Annotated in this window: 12 protein-coding genes; 9 read left to right on the top strand and 3 right to left on the bottom strand. The window is 36.4% G+C overall.

Translation table 11 applies throughout. The annotated features are described in order from the left end of the window. Positions 1 to 66 precede the first annotated feature (66 nt). Positions 67 to 2,673: a bifunctional acetaldehyde-CoA/alcohol dehydrogenase gene (gene adhE, locus EKM68_RS00060; protein WP_125587632.1), complete on the top strand. Its 2,607-nt coding sequence runs from the start codon at positions 67 to 69 to the stop codon at positions 2,671 to 2,673. Positions 2,674 to 2,777: 104 nt separating this feature from the next. On the opposite strand, the gene add is transcribed toward adhE, so the two are convergent. Beyond that, the gene (gene add / locus EKM68_RS00055) at positions 2,778 to 3,797 is read right to left on the bottom strand and encodes an adenosine deaminase (RefSeq protein ID WP_191987361.1); all 1,020 of its coding nucleotides are present in this window, start codon (positions 3,795 to 3,797) and stop codon (positions 2,778 to 2,780) included. A 224-nt stretch (positions 3,798 to 4,021) separates the two neighbouring features. Here add and EKM68_RS00050 point away from each other — a divergent pair, with 224 nt between their 5' ends. Together EKM68_RS00050 and EKM68_RS00045 are read left to right on the top strand one after the other, a co-directional pair. After that, on the top strand, positions 4,022 to 5,359 hold the full coding sequence (locus EKM68_RS00050) for an NCS2 family permease (RefSeq protein ID WP_125587630.1): 1,338 nt from the start codon (positions 4,022 to 4,024) through the stop codon (positions 5,357 to 5,359). A gap of 11 nt (positions 5,360 to 5,370) precedes the next feature. Continuing rightward, a complete protein-coding gene (locus EKM68_RS00045) occupies positions 5,371 to 7,137 on the top strand; it encodes an adenine deaminase C-terminal domain-containing protein (RefSeq protein ID WP_125587629.1) in 1,767 nt (588 codons plus the stop codon). 18 nt (positions 7,138 to 7,155) lie between these two features. Here the strand turns inward: EKM68_RS00045 and EKM68_RS00040 are convergent, their stop codons facing one another. Both EKM68_RS00040 and EKM68_RS00035 read right to left on the bottom strand, forming a co-directional pair. Then, on the bottom strand, positions 7,156 to 8,016 hold the full coding sequence (locus EKM68_RS00040; protein ID WP_125587628.1) for a glycerophosphodiester phosphodiesterase: 861 nt from the start codon (positions 8,014 to 8,016) through the stop codon (positions 7,156 to 7,158). 10 nt (positions 8,017 to 8,026) lie between these two features. Beyond that, positions 8,027 to 10,558 (bottom strand): excinuclease ABC subunit UvrA, encoded by a 2,532-nt coding sequence (locus tag EKM68_RS00035; RefSeq protein ID WP_125587627.1) that lies wholly within the window; start codon positions 10,556 to 10,558, stop codon positions 8,027 to 8,029. A 231-nt stretch (positions 10,559 to 10,789) separates the two neighbouring features. Here EKM68_RS00035 and EKM68_RS00030 point away from each other — a divergent pair, with 231 nt between their 5' ends. The 6 genes from EKM68_RS00030 to EKM68_RS00005 all read left to right on the top strand — a co-directional run bounded on the left by EKM68_RS00030 (position 10,790) and on the right by EKM68_RS00005 (position 17,468). Then, positions 10,790 to 11,440, top strand: coding sequence for a deoxynucleoside kinase (locus tag EKM68_RS00030; protein ID WP_125587850.1), 651 nt, complete (start codon positions 10,790 to 10,792; stop codon positions 11,438 to 11,440). A 128-nt stretch (positions 11,441 to 11,568) separates the two neighbouring features. Next, entirely contained in the window at positions 11,569 to 12,057 is a 489-nt protein-coding gene (locus tag EKM68_RS00025; protein ID WP_125587626.1) for a QueT transporter family protein, read from the top strand. Between the two features lie 75 nt (positions 12,058 to 12,132). After that, positions 12,133 to 13,332 carry a glycosyltransferase family 4 protein gene (locus EKM68_RS00020; RefSeq protein ID WP_125587625.1) on the top strand — a complete coding sequence of 400 codons (1,200 nt, stop codon included), beginning with the start codon at positions 12,133 to 12,135 and terminating at the stop codon, positions 13,330 to 13,332. Continuing rightward, positions 13,325 to 14,359, top strand: coding sequence for a glycosyltransferase family 4 protein (locus EKM68_RS00015; protein WP_125587624.1), 1,035 nt, complete (start codon positions 13,325 to 13,327; stop codon positions 14,357 to 14,359). The genes EKM68_RS00020 and EKM68_RS00015 overlap by 8 nt, the downstream gene beginning before the upstream one ends. Further along, positions 14,359 to 15,369, top strand: a complete 1,011-nt coding sequence (locus EKM68_RS00010) for a lysylphosphatidylglycerol synthase transmembrane domain-containing protein (protein WP_125587623.1) — start codon at positions 14,359 to 14,361, stop codon at positions 15,367 to 15,369. The genes EKM68_RS00015 and EKM68_RS00010 overlap by 1 nt, the downstream gene beginning before the upstream one ends. A gap of 41 nt (positions 15,370 to 15,410) precedes the next feature. Then, positions 15,411 to 17,468 carry an LTA synthase family protein gene (locus EKM68_RS00005; RefSeq protein WP_125587622.1) on the top strand — a complete coding sequence of 686 codons (2,058 nt, stop codon included), beginning with the start codon at positions 15,411 to 15,413 and terminating at the stop codon, positions 17,466 to 17,468. Positions 17,469 to 17,776 lie beyond the last annotated feature (308 nt).

The raw sequence follows: 17,776 nt of genomic DNA, 5'->3' as shown, positions 1-17,776 counted from the left end.
GATAGACTGTGAAATATATAACGTGAATTAATTAGCAAAATATTATTCTGTCTTGGAGGTATTGTAATGTTAAAAGGTTCGAAAGAAGAAATGGTTCAAAATGAGAAGGATCAAGTAGGTCCTGTTATTGATACTATGGTTGCAAAAGCACAAAAGGCTTTGAATATCATGGATAGTTTCACTCAAGAACAAGTCGATCATATTGTTCATCACATGGCAATTGCCGGATTAAATGCTAGTTTAGAATTAGCTAAGTTGGCACATGAAGAAACTGGTCGTGGAGTCACTGAAGATAAAGTTATCAAAAATATGTTTGCGACTGAGGAAATTTGGCACTCGATCAAACGTGATAAGACTGTTGGTATTATTGAAGATGATAAAGAGCATCGTTTGATCAAGGTTGCTGAACCACTTGGTGTATTGGCAGGTGTTACACCAGTTACTAATCCAACTTCAACGACAATGTTCAAATCATTGATTGCGTTAAAGACACGTAACCCAATTATTTTTGGCTTTCATCCTCAAGCACAGAAGTCATCTGTTGCTGCAGCAAAAATCATGCTCCAGGCGGCGGTTGAAGCTGGAGCTCCAGAAAATGTCATTCAATGGATCGAAAAACCAAGTATTGAGGCTACTTCAGCCTTGATGAATCATCCAGATGTTGCCAGTGTTCTAGCAACCGGTGGCCCTGGTATGGTTAAGGCGGCTTACTCAACTGGTAAACCTGCACTGGGTGTTGGACCTGGTAATGGACCAGCCTACATTGAGAAAACAGCTAATATCAAACGTGCGGTTAATGATATCGTACTTTCCAAGACATTTGATAATGGTATGGTATGTGCTTCAGAAAACAGTGCCATTGTTGATCAAGATATTTATAAAGAAGTTAAAGAACAATTAGAGAAGAACAAAGTTTATTTCATTAAGAAGAGTGATCACAAGGCTTTAGCTGATGCAATGTTTAGGCCAGAAGGTGGAGTTAAGGGACCTATCGCTGGTAAGTCGGCAGTGGAAATTGCTAAGCTAGCTGGTATCAAGGTTCCTGATGATACGAAGGTCGTTGGTGTTGAAATCACAGGCATCGGACCAAGTGAGCCACTTTCAGCTGAAAAACTTTCACCAGTTTTATCAGTTTTCAAAGCAAAGGATCACAAGGATGCTTTTGACAAAGCTGATAAGTTACTTCACTTCGGTGGACTGGGTCATACGGTCGCAATTCACACAATGGACGAAGACTTGGCAACAGAATTTGGTATTAAGATGAAAGCAAGTCGTGTACTTGTTAATACGCCTGCTGCTATTGGCGGAATCGGTAATCTGTACAATGAAATGATTCCTTCATTGACACTAGGTACAGGCTCATGGGGAAAAAATTCAGTTTCACATAACGTTTCATCATTTGATTTGCTTAATATTAAGACAATCGCTAGACGGAGAAACAATATGCAATGGATCAAACAACCTCGTGTTTACTTTGAAAAAACTTCAGTACGTTATCTAGAAGATCTACAAGGAATGAGCAGAGCGTTCATTGTCTGTGATCCAGTTATGGTTCAACTTGGCTACGTTAATACCATTGTTGATGAATTAAAACGTAGTAAGACTAGTGTTGAATATTCAATGTTCTCAGATGTTGATTCAGTAGCTACGACCGACATGGTGAACCGTGGGGTTACTCAAATGAAACTATTTAAACCAGATACGATCATTGCTCTCGGTGGTGGAACAACAATGGATGCAGCTAAAGATATGTGGTTATTCTACGAGCATCCTGATGTTGACCTATTTGGAGCTAAGCAAGGATTCATTGATATTAGGAAACGTACTTACAAATTCCCTAAGCCTGAAAAAACACAATTTGTAGCTATTCCCACAACATTTGGTACAGGTTCGGAAGTTACACCATTTACTTCATTAACTGACTCCAAGACTGGTGTTAAATATCCAATTGCCGACTATTCATTAACACCTGATGTTGCCATTGTTGACTCACAATTTGTTGAAACAATGCCTAAGAATGTTATTTCTGAATCGGGAATGGATGTCTTGAATAATGCGATTGAATCTTATGTATCAAACATGGCATCTGATTACACACGTCCTTATGCGTTACAGGCTATCAAACTAGTTTTTGATAATTTAGCTAAGGCATACAATGGTGACCCTGACGCACAAGCTGAAATGCACAATGCTTCAACTTTAGCTGGTATGTCATTTGGTAATGCCTTTGCAGGTGTAGGTCATTCAATTACTGATGTTCTGAATAATGAATTTGGCATTAGACATGGACTTGCCTCAGTCATTGCTTTGCCACAAGTTATTAGATATAACTTTGAACAACCTACCAAGATTGCTATGTGGCCTAAGTATGAAAACTTCAGAGCTGATGAAGATTATGCAACAATTGCACGTTCAATTGGTTTGAATGGCAAGAACAACGAAGAATTGCGTGATGGATTAATCAATAGAATTATTGATTTGGCACATCGTGTTGATGTTAAGTTGAGTTTAAAAGAAAATGGTATTAACAAAGCTGATTTCGATAAAAAAGTTGATTCATTAGCAGAATCAGCATTTGCAGATCAATTCTCATTTGCTAATCCTAAAGAACCATTGATTGCTGAATTGAAACAAGTATTATTGAATGCTTATGAGGGTAAGGATATTAAATAATATTTTTGGTTTTAATGCCGCTTATTGGTACGAATATTGATAGATACTGAATAGAATAAAAAATAAGCTTTCGACTTTAACAGCCGAAAGCTTATTTTTTTTGATTAAAACTTATTTACAAAATCGTCAATTTCTTTTAAGTAGGTTTCTTTTTGAAAGTCACTGATCCAGGAAGTTTCAAACGAGTTTTTAGCAAATGTCACCAATTGTTCAGCAGTTAAATTGTAGTTCTTTGCCATAGACTCATAGTTATCAGCAATGTAACCGCCAAAGTAGGCGGGGTCGTCAGAATTGATTGAAACTTTAACACCTTGTTCCATCAGTTCAATCATTTCTTTACCCTTCATATCATTAGTTACAAAGCCGTTAGATAGTGGACAACTTGTCAGTCCTAGTTTTTTTTGATTTACCCAATCGACTAGATCCTGATTTTCAACAATATTAGTTCCATGATCTAATCTTTCGACTTCGATAATCTCTAGAGCTTGTTTAATATGGTCGATTGAATCTACTTGATCAATATCGGCATGCATAGTAGTGTGATACCCTTGCGCAATTGCATCACTATATGGACGAGCAAACTTCAATGGTGGATTGTGATGTTCATCTGAGTCGAGTCCGATACCGAGAATCATATCACGGTAAGGTTCTGCCATTTTGAGCACTTCATTGGCCGATTTAGACGACATATCTCGTAAGAAACACATGATTAAATGTGCATCAACATTGAAGGCACTGGCGTCGACACAAGCCCGATGATAACCGTGAATAAATGTTTCAAAAGAGATTCCACGTGTTAGATGTGCTTGAGGATCGAAGAACATCTCGACATGTCGTACACCATTTTGTTTGGCACGCTTTAAGTATTCCATTGCTAATTGATAGAAGTCATCTTCTGTTTGTAAAACATTCATTCCAGGGTAATATACGGCAAGAAATGATGCCAAAGAATCATAGTCGTATGATTTTCGAACATCTTCTATAGTAGTTTGACCGATATCGATACCGTTCTTTTGTGCTAATTTTAATTTCAATTCAGGTTCGAGCGTTCCTTCTAGATGTAAGTGAAGTTCGGCTTTGGGCAGTCCTTCTATGAATTCTCTCGTAATTGTTTTGGGTAACAAGTTGATTAGCTCCTTAATCTGTATTATTTTACAAAGTTAAGAATAACAAGGATAAAACTATTAATCAACCGTCTGAGACATAAAAATATTTGTTAAATACGAACAATAGAAAAATATTAATAAAAATCAATCGTATTTTACTTGATATTATTATACAAATTTGAGATACTTCTGTTGTAAACGAGTATGAGAATTGTACTTAACGCAAAAGGAGATTAAATAAAATGGATACCTCAATGAACCAAAAGAGTTTTATTGAAAAGTTATTCCATCTTCAAGAAAATGGAACAACGGTAAGACGTGAAGTTTTAGCCGGACTAACAACTTTCGTTTCGATGGCTTATATCCTATTTGTTAATCCGCAAGTATTAGGGGATGCGGGAATGAACAAGGGAGCAGTCTTTACAGCTACGGCACTATCAGCAATTTTAGGTTCAGTATTAATGGCATTATTAGCAAATTACCCAATCGCAATTGCACCTGGACTTGGTGACAATGCGTTCTTCACTTACTCAGTCGTACTAGCCATGGGTATTCCTTGGCAAACAGCAATGGCTGGAGTATTTATTTCCAGTATCTTGTTCTTGATCCTTTCACTAGTGAAGTTACGTGAAATCGTTATTGATGCAATTCCACATGATCTTAAGTTAGCGATGGCAGCTGGGATTGGTATCTTTATTGCATTCGTTGGATTTCAAGGCGGTGGATTGATCACTGGAAGTAAGTCAACACTTGTTGCCATGGGTTCACTATCAGTTCCTACTACTTGGTTAACTATTTTTGGATTAGTAGTAACTGCAGGATTGATGGCGAAAAAGGTTCCTGGTTCAATCTTTATCGGAATGGTCCTAACAACTGTTTTAGGATTAGTAACAAAGCTTATTCCTTTACCAAGTCATATTGTTTCATCTATTCCTAGTTTGAAACCAACCTTTGGAGTTGGTGTGGCTCACTTGGGTGACATCAGTCAACCTCAATTGTGGTCAGTCGTACTTATTTTTCTATTAGTTGCATTCTTTGATACAGCCGGTACATTGATTGGTTTGGCTGCACAAGCTGGATTTATGAAAGATAACAAGATGCCAAGAATTGGTGGAGCTTTGATGGCTGATTCGATCTCAATGCTTGGTGGAGCAGTAATGGGAACAACTCCAACAGCTGCTTATGTTGAATCAAGTGCCGGTATCGCAGTTGGTGGTCGTACAGGGTTGACTTCAATGGTTGTCGGAATTCTGTTCGGTTTTGCAATGTTCTTCTCACCACTACTTACCGTTGTGACTTCTAATGTTACAGCGCCAGTATTGATCATTGTTGGTATCTTAATGGCACAATCAATGAAAGAAATCGATTGGGGCAAATTTGAAATTGCCATGCCAGCTTTCTTAACAATTGTTGGTATGCCACTTACTTATAATATTTCTTACGGTATTGCTTTCGGATTCTTAGCTTATCCACTTACAATGCTTGCTGCAGGTAGAAGAAAAGAAATTAATCCAATTATGTATATCTTGTTCGTTGTATTTATTATCTTGCTTTATACAATTAATATCTTACCCAAATAGGAGGCACTACTTTGTTAGATTTGAATGATTTCAAAGATTTGATTCGAGCTGGAGCAGCTGAAATTCCGGCTGATATAATTATCAAAAATGGACAATTAGTGAATGTTTCAACCAAGGAAGTTTATCCGGCACAGATTGCTATCTACAAGAACAAAATTGTGGCGGTAGATAAGGATGTGTCAGAATACTTTGGTGATTCCACTAAAGTGATCGATGCCAAGGGCAAGTACCTGGTTCCCGGTATGATCGATGGACATATCCACGTTGAATGTAGCAAGTTAAGTATGACAAGCTTTGCTCATGCAGTTGTTCCACATGGTACAACAAGTATTATTTCAGGATTAGATGAATATATCTCTGTAATTGGTTTGAAGGGTCTCAAAGAAATCTTTAAAGAAATAGATCAGTCTGATTTGAAATTGTTCTGGGGTGCTCCATTCAAGACGCCTTATACAATTCCGCAATCAACGATTGCTGAAAACATTGATTCAGATATGCAATCAGAATTGCTAAAACATTCGAATGTCTATGGTGTTTGGGAAACAGTTCGTGAAGATATCCAAGAATTAGATGACGACACGTTGAAGACAATGCTATACGCTAAAGAAGCACATAAGCCAGTTTGGGGATGTTCTCCAATGGCTCGTGGCACCAAACTTAATCAATATTTGATGAGTGGTGTTCGTGTTGATCATGAAAGTTATGATCATGAAGAATTACTAGAAAAAGCTCGTAAGGGTATGAATGTCGTTGTCAGAGAATCATCAGTCACACATTTCTTAAAAGAAAATATTCGTGCAATTACCGAAAACACTGCTGATGTTGCTCGTCATGTTAGTTTTTGTACAGATGATGTTACTGCAACTGATATCGCTGAACTTGGTCACTTGGATCACGTAGTGCGTTTGGCAATTCAAGCTGGAGTGCCACCATTGACTGCTATTCAAATGGCAACTATCAATTCTGCTGAAGCATATCGAATCGATGATCAAGTTGGAATGATTGCGCCTAATCGCGATGCTGATATTTTATTCGTTGAAGATCTGAATAAATTTGAAATTTCAGAAGTTATTTCAAAGGGTAAGGTTGTTGACGCTGATGTCGTTCCCAAAACGGAGTATTCAGAGGATATTATGAATTCTGTTAAGGCTGATCATCTAAAAGCAGCAGATTTTATTTATAATGTTGATGTTGAAAATGGTGTTGCTGATGTTGAAACTATTAAGAGCGTCGGTCCTTTCGTTAGAAAACGTCGTGATGTTGAATTGGCGGTTAAGAATTATGAAGTTAAAATTGATCCTGCCAAAGATGTCGCACTGGTTTCAGTAATAGAAAGATTTGGGATCAATGGTAATAAGTCATTAGGGTTCACATCTGGCTGGGGACTTCAAGCTGGAGCAATGGCATCGACCGCTGCACCGGATGATAACAACTTGATTGTTATGGGTGTTGATGCAGAGGACATGGCATTTGCTGCTAACGAGCTAATCGTTCGTGGTGGCGGACAAATCGTTGTTAAGGATCACCAAGTTCTCAGCTTCTTACCATTACCGATTGCCGGAATTGTTTCTGAAGCAACTCCTGAAGAAGTGGTAAAACAAGAGAAAAGTATTCTCAAAGCTGCACGTAGCTTGGGAAGTAAAGTTGATGATCCGATGTTTTATATGACATTTTTACCAATTACTGCGATTCCAGATTTGGCAATAACAGACCTTGGTCCGACGGATTGTATTGGATTGAAATTATTTGATCCTATTTTAAACATCAAAAAAAGCTAGCCGATTGGCTAGCTTTTACTATTTCCATTTGCTGATAAGTTTGTTAGTTTCTTTAGTATTATTGGTAAAGACACTGTCAAACTTATAAATATTTAAGGCATTGTAATTATCGTTATAAGTATCCATAGTCCAGGCGTTGGTTTTAAATCCATTGTCATGGGCCTTTTTGACGAGTTTCTTTGTCCATTGAGTCTGGTCAATTGAAATAAATTTGATATATCTAGGAGCGTTATTGATTTCTTCAGTATATTGTCTTTCTGTAACGGAATCGAGTAACCATAAAATTGGAATATTCTTTTGAGCTTTTTTACTATGAAATTCTTTGATACCAGGAATACTCGAGTCTTGCATGATAATATTTTTATTCATTTTGTACTTATCTAGAGTTTTGGCCAAGGCTTTTTCGGTATCAGTATTATCTCCAGCGTTCTTTTTTGCTTCTATAATATAATGAACATTTTGTTTATAACGTCTGAAGATGTCACTTAACTGATGCAGTTTCTCACCGTTAACTAATTTTACCTTGGATAATTCCTTAGAGGTGGAATCAGAAATTTTGATATTCTTACCAGTTGTACGTTTCAAATTGTCATCATGTGAAACATACAGTTTACCATCTTTACTCAACCAAACATCTTGTTCAATATACTGGCTTCCATCTTTAATAGCGGTATTATAACCGGCAAATGAATGTTCTGGTTGATTATATGGACTACCACGATGCGAGAAGACAAGTGGTGATTCTGGTGCAGCATGGTTAACGCTAGTTTCTATAGAAGTAAGATTTTTTGCCTTAACAGCGGCATTGACCGTTACACCAGTCGCGGTTAACCCGATGAAGATGGCTGCGAGGCTAGCAATAATAGATATTTTTTTCATATTTATTCCCTTAAATATTAAATAGTTTCATGTGCTCTTGAAGATATTTACCAGTAATACTATCGCTTGATGAACAAATATCCTTTGGAGTTCCACTGGCTATAATTTTACCACCATTGATACCACCTTCGGGACCAAGGTCATTAATATAGTCAGCATTAGCAATGATATCTAAATCATGTTCAATAACAATAACGGTAGCATGATTATTAATTAATTTATTAAGAACGTTTATCAAAATTGAAACGTCCTTAGGATGGAGACCAACACTAGGCTCATCGAAAACGAATAATTGATTTTTTTGACTTCGCTTCATATAAGTAACCAGTTTGAGACGCTGAGCCTCGCCACCAGACAGAGTGGGGGTGCTTTCACCAAGTTCCAAGTAACTCAATCCAATTTCATTCAAGGTGTCGATGGTTCCCTCAATACTAGATTCATCTTCAAAAAATTTGGCAGCTTCAGTTATTGACATATTTAATATTTCAGCAATATTTTTTCCGTGCCAAGTAATTGTTAAGATATCCGGATTATAACGATTACCGTTACAAACTGGACAGGTCTCAACCATATCTGGAAGATACTGAATGTCTAGCGTGATCACACCAGTACCACCGCAGTTAGGGCAGGCACCTTCCTTATTATTATAAGAAAAATAACTAGCAGTGTACTTCTTAGTTTTGGCTGAATCAGTTGCGGCAAACAATTTGCGTACTTTATCGAGTATCTTGGTATATGTAGCCACGGTTGAACGAACGTTTTTACCGATCGGTGTTGAATCGACGGTCAAAATATTTTTGATCCCATTAGCATCCAGTTTTTTAACGAAACTTGGCATGGGGTCACCATTGGTTTTATCTTCAAGGGCGTTAATGAAACTATCGAAGACAAGTGTAGTTTTACCTGATCCAGACATACCAGAGACGACGTTCAAGGATTCTTTACTGAATTTTGCTTGCATATTATGAATGTTGAAACGGTCACTAATTTCTACATCGATGGTTCCTTTACTAAAAGGTTCAATATGATTGTGTTGAATTATCTTAGCTTTACCAGTTAGATAGGGTTCAATTACTGAATCCTGATCCTTCATAATATCATCAACAGTACCTTTTGAGATAACGCGTCCGCCACTGGCACCAGAAGATGGACCGATTTCAATAACATAATCAGCTGCAGCGATGATGCTAGTATCGTGATCGACCACAATCAGAGAATTGCCTAGTTTGACTAACTCACGAAGTATTTTTATCAATCCTGTAACGTTAGCAGGATGCAATCCCACACTTGGCTCGTCCAGGACATATAAAACGCCAGTCATTTGGTTACGGATCGTTCTAGCTAATTGGATTCGTTGTAGTTCGCCGGTTGATAGAGTATTACCAGCACGCGTCAAAGTTAGGTAATTTAAGCCGAGGTCATCGATTGGCTGTAACAGCTCCAATAGTTCATTAGTCAGATTTTTACCTAATTTTTGCATATTTTCAGGTAACCAATTTAGAATTTCAGAACAGAAATTTTGGAGTTGATCAATGCTTAACTGACATACTTCTGCAATGTTTTTGCCGACCAATTCATTATTGAATAATTTGGGGTCAAAGCGACTGCCCAAGCAATTGGGACATTCTTGAGTTGAATAGAATCTGCCTAATCGATTTAGTGTGTTTTCGTTTTTGGCACTTTTCAAACTGTGCTTTACAGAATCGATAGCATTTTCATATAAGGCATTCAATTTGAAAGATTTACCAGTTGATGTAGGAACGATAACTTCTCGTTTTACTCCTTTACCTTTAATAACAATATCTTTTTCTTTGTCAGTTAATGATTCAAATGGAACGTTAATTCTAACTCCTAGCTGTTCAACAAGTTCTATTTGAAGTGAACGTCCCGGTAGTCGCCACGAACGAACGGCACCTTCAGCAATGGTTAAACTTTTATCGGGTATAATCTTATCAAGCTCAATTGTTTTGAGAAATCCGGTGCCTTGGCAAGTTGGACATGCTCCAGTGGAATTAAAGGCAAAGTCTTCAGCACCGAAGGTCATGAAGTGAACATGGCAGACTGGACAAGTTAAGACTCCCATATTGTCATCCGAAGAAGGCAAGTCCATAACCTGAGAAATTTTTAAAGTTGGATCTAAGCGATGTCCATTGGGACATTTAACTGAAGCAAGCCTAGAGAACATTAGTCGCAAGATGTTCAAACTCTCTGTCATTGTTCCAACGGTTGAACGAACACCAGGGACCACTGGTCTTTGTCGTAGAGCAATTGTAGAGGGAAGATTTTTGATTTCTTTAACATTTGAACGCCCCATTTGGGTGATGCGTCTTCTCGTGTAGGTCGATAATGCGTTGAGATATTTTCTGGCACCTTCAGAGTAAATCGTATCCATTGCAAGGGATGATTTTCCTGACCCAGAAACACCCGTTATCGCAACGAATGAATTTAACGGAATATCTATATCTAAGTTTTTGAGATTGTTCGCATTTGCACCGCGGACCTCAATATTATCTGGAATATAATTTTTATGTCTGATCGTCATTATTAACTCCTTCCGTTTTGCATTAATATTCTAACATTGATGACAATTATATTGTGAATTTAGAAATTCCAGAGAATATAAAGCCTATCACGTCAAGGACTATACATGTGAAACCACTACCATATATGGTTAAGATTTATATTTGTATACAATATCTAGTCATGAAGTGGTATTATAGTGAATGTTGATTTTTTACAGATTATTTAATGAATTGGTTGGAGGAGAATAATGATGATCGTATTGAGCGGCACTATTGGAGCCGGTAAAAGTTCATTGGCAACTATTTTGTCAAAACATTTAGGAACAGAGGCATTCTATGAACAAGTAGATAACAATCCCGTGTTACCACTTTTTTATGCTGACCCTAAAAAATATGCATTTCTATTACAAATTTACTTTTTGAACAAACGCTTTGAATCTATCAAACAAGCAATGGTGGATGATAACAATGTGTTGGATCGTTCAATTTACGAGGATTCATTATTCTTCCATATGAACGCTGATATGGGACGCGCTACACCACAAGAAGTTAAAGTTTATGATGAATTGCTGGACAATATGATGCAAGAGCTACCATATGCCGCTGCTAAAAAAGCTCCAGATTTATTAGTTCATATTGATATCTCATATGACACTATGATCAAGCGTATCGAAAAACGTGGTCGTGATTACGAGCAACCAGAACAAGATCCATCATTGGTTGAGTACTACCACAACTTACTTGGCCGTTATGATGGCTGGTATGACGACTATGACTACAGTCCTAAGATGAAGATCGATGGAGATAAGTATGATTTCGTTGAAAATCCTGAAGATTTACAAAAAGTCTTAGACCAAATCGATACTGAATTAGCAAAATACAGAATTACATCTAATAATTAAAATTGATTTAATGGAGAAGCCGCTTGGCTTCTTTTTTATTTGATGTCTATAACAAAATACGTTAATCTATTTAAGACAGTTTTTCTGGTAACCTGTCCAAAATAAAAACAGTGGGGGATTTTTTTTCTATGAACAAATTAAATACTAGGGATATAACTCAGTTAGCGATTATTGCTGCCTTATATGTGGCGGTGACAGCTGCCCCTGGACTATCGGCCTTTTCGTATGGTCCAGTTCAGTTTAGGGTTTCTGAGATCCTGATGTTATTGCCGTTTTTCAATCACAAGTACAGCTGGTCATTGATTATTGGATGTTTCATTTCCAATATTTTCAGTGTTACAGCTATCGATATGATAGTCGGTACACTGGCTACGGCTATTGCTTGTTATTTGATCACATTAGTTCCGTCTAAGATGGAATGGATCTGGACTGTGCCAGTAATTTGTGCCGTTGTTAATGGAATTATCGTTGGTGCAGAATTACATTTTGTCTTAAAGATTCCATTTTGGATCAATGCTGGATCAGTGGCACTTGGCGAAGTCGTCGTAGTTGCAATCGGAGCTGCAATTTTTTATTTCTTAATGAAAAATCGTAATTTCAGTAAATTAATTAATTAAGACTGTAAAGGGGGAAGTGATTCCTCTTTTTTTTTGTTATAATCATCATTATAAAGATTGTGAGGAGATGTTTTTATGAATATCGGAATCTTTACCGATACATACTTCCCTCAAGTTAGTGGAGTAGCTACATCGATCCAAACATTGAAGAATGATTTGGAACGAAAAGGAAATTCTGTTTATATTTTTACAACAACTGATCCTAATGTTTCTAAAAAAACAATTGAACCAAATATTTTCCGTGTAGGAAGTGTTCCGTTCATATCATTTACTGATAGAAGAATTGCCATTAGAGGAATGTTTCATGCAGTGGATCTTGCCAAAGAACTAAAGCTGGACATTGTTCATACGCAGACTGAATTCTCGATGGGACTGATGGGTAAATTTGTTGCCAAACAATTGAAAATACCTTTTGTTCATACCTATCACACAATGTATGAGGATTATTTGCATTACGTCCTGAACGGACATTTGTTAAAGCCATATCATGTTAAGCAAATGTCACGAATGTTTTTGAAAAATGCTTCAGGCGTTGTCGCTCCAAGTAAACAAGTTAAATCAACCTTAGATCGATATGATGTTCCGGCCCCAATTTCAATTATCCCAACTGGAGTCGATTTGTCGGAGTATACAAAACCAGTCAACGCATCGGATATACGTGAAAAGCTTGGCTTCTCTGAAGATACACCAGTTATTTTGATGCTGAGCCGAATTGCTCTAGAGAAGAAAATTGATCATATGCTCAGATCGATGCCAGAGTTGTTAAAATACAATCCTGATATAAAGTTAGTTATTGTTGGAGACGGTCCTGATATGGATGAATTAGTTCAAATGTCTAAGGACTTGGGCATTAGTGATAATGTTACTTTTACTGGTGAAGTTGAACATGATAAAATTTCACCATACTATCATATGGCGAATATTTTTGTGTCTTCGAGTGATACTGAATCTCAAGGATTAACGTATATTGAGGCAATTGCTTCAGGATTAAAAATCGTCGTTAGAAGTGCACCATACACAGATCAACTTTTGACAGATCCGTCAGTTGGTGTAACATTCTCTCAAGATAGTCAGTTAGTGCCTAGAATTATTGCTTACCTCGATCACCCAAATTCATTTGATGATCGCGATGCAAGACAAAAGATCCTCTATAATATATCTTCAGATAATTTTGGTAATTCTATTTTAGATTTTTACCACCATTCAGAGGAATACTTTGTCAGAGAGGAACTTTCAGATTCATCAATAGATCCAGAGGAGTATTCGAATGATTAAGATAACAATGTTTTCATCAGCGGATAAAGTAGCGGGACAAGGTGTCGGCAGTGCCTATAAGGAATTAATTAACCTGCTGAAAGAACGCTTTAGTGATAAATTTGATATTAAGATAAATAATTATGGACGTAGTGATTTGAGTCACTATCATACAATCGATCCACAATTTTATTTGTCTACCTTTTCTAAAAAAAGAGGTCGCAAGATAGGATATGTTCATTTTTTACCTGAAACACTTGAAGGCAGTATTAAGTTGCCAGAGCCGGCTAAGTCAGTCTTTTATAAATATGTAATTAATTTTTATAAGAGAATGGATCAAATAGTAGTTGTCAATCCGACTTTTATTGATAAACTAGTAGCTCATGGACTTGATCGTAAAAAAATCAAATATATTCCTAACTTTGTTTCGACTGAAAACTTCTATGAGAAGTCTGATGAAGAAAAAAAGGCATTTCGTAAAAAAATCGGTGTACCTGAAGATAAGTTTATCGTTTTTGGCGATGGACAAGTTCAAGAACGTAAAGGTATTGATGATTTTTACAAACTTGCTAAGGGTAATCCTGATATCCAATTCATTTGGGCAGGTGGTTTCTCATTTGGAAAAATAACTGATGGATACGACCGTTACAAGGATATGATCGATAATGCACCTAAGAATATGAAATTTACAGGTATCGTTGACCGTAATGAGTTGGTGGATTATTACAATGCTTGTAACCTATTCTTATTGCCATCATATGATGAACTGTTCCCAATGTCAGTATTAGAAGCATTTGCATGTGGAGCACCAGTTTTGTTGAGAGATTTAGATCTTTATCGTGCGATAATTTCAGGTTATTACGAGCCAGCTAGAGATTATTCAGATATGAATGATTTTATTAATAAGGCTGCGACTCACAGAGATATTTTGAATAGTTTTAAGAAGAAGTCTAAAGAGGCTACGGAACAATATTCAGAGGATAATTTAAGTAAAATTTGGTACGAGTTTTATACCGATCAATATAAAATTGCTAAACGGGATAAATAATGAGTAGAAAAAATATAGTTGCATTATTTGTAATGTTAGGACTGGGATTCAGTATTTTTTGGTGGGAAGCCAGAAAGATTGATTTCAAGTCACTAGTTACAACTTTTAAGAGCCTGAATTATGGCTGGCTAGCTGTGGCACTCTTATCAATTCTTTTGTCGTATGCGGTAGAAGCATTAGTATTGCATACACTGTTAAAAAAGAAAGAAGATAGAAAGTTTGGTATTTGGGAAATGTATCGTATCCCATTGATTCAAGCACTTTTTAATGCCATAACACCATTTTCATCTGGTGGACAACCGGCTCAATTGGTTGGTTTGATGCAGTCTAAGATTGATCCTGGGCGAGCAAGCTCAGTATTACTGATGAAGTTTATTATTTATCAAGCAATGGTTTTGGTAAATTTCATTGTTGCAATGGCGGTGAGTTTTAAGAGTGTTGCACAACATTTCTCAGGACTTGCCACTTTGATTTTGTTTGGAATGGTCATTCATTTAGTTACCATCTCATTCTTATTAATGATTATGTACTATTATGATTTCACTAAAAAAATGGTTCATGTCATTCTTAAACCAGTTTTATTTTTTCTAAAAGAAGAAAAACGTGATAGAATTTTACAGTCAACTATTGAAAGTATTGATAGTTTCTACAATGAAAGTTTAGTATTAAAGCGTGAGAAGAAAAAAGTTATCAAAGCGTCACTACTAACGATTGTTCAACTGTTTTTATACTATTTTGTAGTTTATTTTGTACTGTTAGCACTTAACTGTGATCATGTAAATATTGTTGATGTTTTAGTGATGCACATAATGATTGTAATGATCACATCTATTTTTCCGATTCCTGGGGGTTCAGGTGGAGCGGAATTTAGTTTCAAAACACTGTTTGCTGGATTCATTCCTTCTCCTTCAGGTTTGATTCTAGGTATGTTTTTATGGAGATTTATTACATATTATTTGGGGATGTTTTTGGGGATTGTTGCGGTTTCGAAGAAACCCAAAATTAAATGAGACATCGTAAAAGTTGTTAGTAAATCTATGGAGCGTAAATAATGAAGCGTATTGTTAAAAGTATTTCCAATTTTTTAAATACTAGGCTGGGATTCGTAATCTTAGCTGTACTTTTATACACTATTAAAACTGTATATGCCTATCAAAATAAGTTTAACCTAGGTGTTAAAGGGTCGATTCAAACCTTCTTGATGATAATCAACCCAATACCGATAATGTTGCTTCTATTTGGTATCGCATTATATATGAAAGGGAGAAAGTCATACATATTCCTATTGATCGTTGATTTCTTGGATACTGTATGGCTGTTCTCTAATATTTTGTACTATCGTGAATTCTCAGATTTTCTAACAATGGTCTTGATCAAAGGTTCAGGATCGGTTTCCAATAACTTAGGTAAGAGTATTCTCGGAATTGTTAAACCAACTGACTTCTTAGTCTTCCTAGACGTTCTGATATTAATACTGTTACTCGCATTTCATGTTATTAGAATGGATGTTAAACGACTGAATTGGAGAATACCAGTATTGATCAGCTCACTTGCTGTTCTTCTATTTGGTGCTAACCTAACTCTTGCCGAGAGTGACCGTTCACAATTACTGACAAGAACATTTGATAATAACTATATTGTTAAGTATTTAGGACTCAATGTTTTTAATATTTATGACGTGGTTAAGACTTCGCAAACGAATGCTGTTAAGGCTAAGTCTAAGAGTTCAGACTTGGATTCTATTGAGAAGTATATGAAGAATAACTATGTAACACCGAACGTTGAATATACAGGTGTTGCCAAAGGTAAGAATGTCTTTGTTATTCATTTAGAGAGTCTGCAACAATTTATGATCGACTTCAAATGGGACGGAGAAGAAGTAACTCCTAATCTAAACAAGATTTATCACGAGGATGATACTTTAAGTTTTGATAATTTCTTTAATCAAGTTGGACAAGGTAAGACTGCCGATGCGGAATTGATGCTTGAAAACTCATTGTATGGATTACCAGAAGGTTCAGCTATGGTTACTGATGGTACAACTAATACTTTCCAAGCTGCACCGGCTATCTTGGATCAACATGGTTATACTACAGCCTCATTCCATGGGGATGTTCCAAGTTTCTGGAACCGTGATAATGCATACAAGTCATGGGGATATGATTACTTCTTTAGTTCTGACTACTATAAGATCAAGAAGGATTATGAAGTCGGTTATGGTATGAAGGATAAGATTTTCCTTAAGGATTCAGCTAAGTACATTGAGCAATTGCCACAACCATTCTATGCAAAACTAATCACTGTAACTAACCACTATCCATATACATTGGATAAGAAGAACCAAAGTATATCTAAGACAGATACTGGTGATAAAACAGTTGATGGATATGTTCAGACAGCTAGATATTTGGACGAGTCTATCGGTGAATTCATGAACTGGTTGAAGGAAACAGGTTTAGATAAGAATAGTATGGTCGTACTATATGGTGATCATTATGGTATTTCTGATAACCATAAGAAAGCTATGGCTAAGTTGACAGGCATTAAGGGATTCGATGACTTTGATAATGCTCAATACCAACGTGTACCGTTTATGATTCATATGGATGGACTAAAGGGTGGAATCAATCATACTTATGGTGGCGAGATCGATGTTCTTCCAACATTACTTAATCTCTTAGGAGTAAGTGATAAGAATATGATTCAATTTGGTAGTGATCTACTATCTAAAGATCATTCACAGGTTGTTGCATTTAGAAACGGAGACTTTGTCACTCCAAATGTAACTAAGGTCGGAAGTGTTTACTACAATACCAAGACAGGTAAAGTAGACAAGAAGATATCAGCTACTGAGAAGGCAAAACTATCTAATAAAGTTACGACAGAGCTCTCCTTATCTGATCGTGTAATTAATGGGGATCTATTGAGGTTCCATACAGTGCCAGGATTTACAAAAGTTAATAAGAAAGATTACTCTTATAAGAAGAGTACTGCATTGAAAGAGTTAAAGAAGGCTAGAAGTAAGAACGGAACTAGTTTATTAGCTCAAAATGACAATAAATCAATGCTCGATCTATATACCACTGACGCTCCTGAGCTAAGTAAGTAGTAACTTTGATACCAAAGACACAATCGTCTTTGGTATTTTTTTATCTAGACAATTAATAGTAAAACGTAGTAATATTAGTAAGTAATCACCAGTACCAATTATTAGATGATAAAAAAATGAACTTTTTTCGCAAAAACACTTGCATACATCAATTCTAATTGGTAATATATTATTTGTTGTTGCGACAGAGCAACGGCGACAACGGCTTGAGAGCTTCCAACTTGATAGTCATTGAAAAATTATTTTAAAAAGTTCTTGACATCATGTTGGGTTCTTGATAAACTAATTGAGTCGCTTGTTAAGAAGTT

Source organism: Companilactobacillus jidongensis (genome assembly GCF_003946575.1).
Lineage (GTDB): Bacteria > Bacillota > Bacilli > Lactobacillales > Lactobacillaceae > Companilactobacillus > Companilactobacillus jidongensis.
Note: the sequence above shows the minus strand (reverse complement) of the source record. Positions and strands in the feature narration are given on the sequence as shown.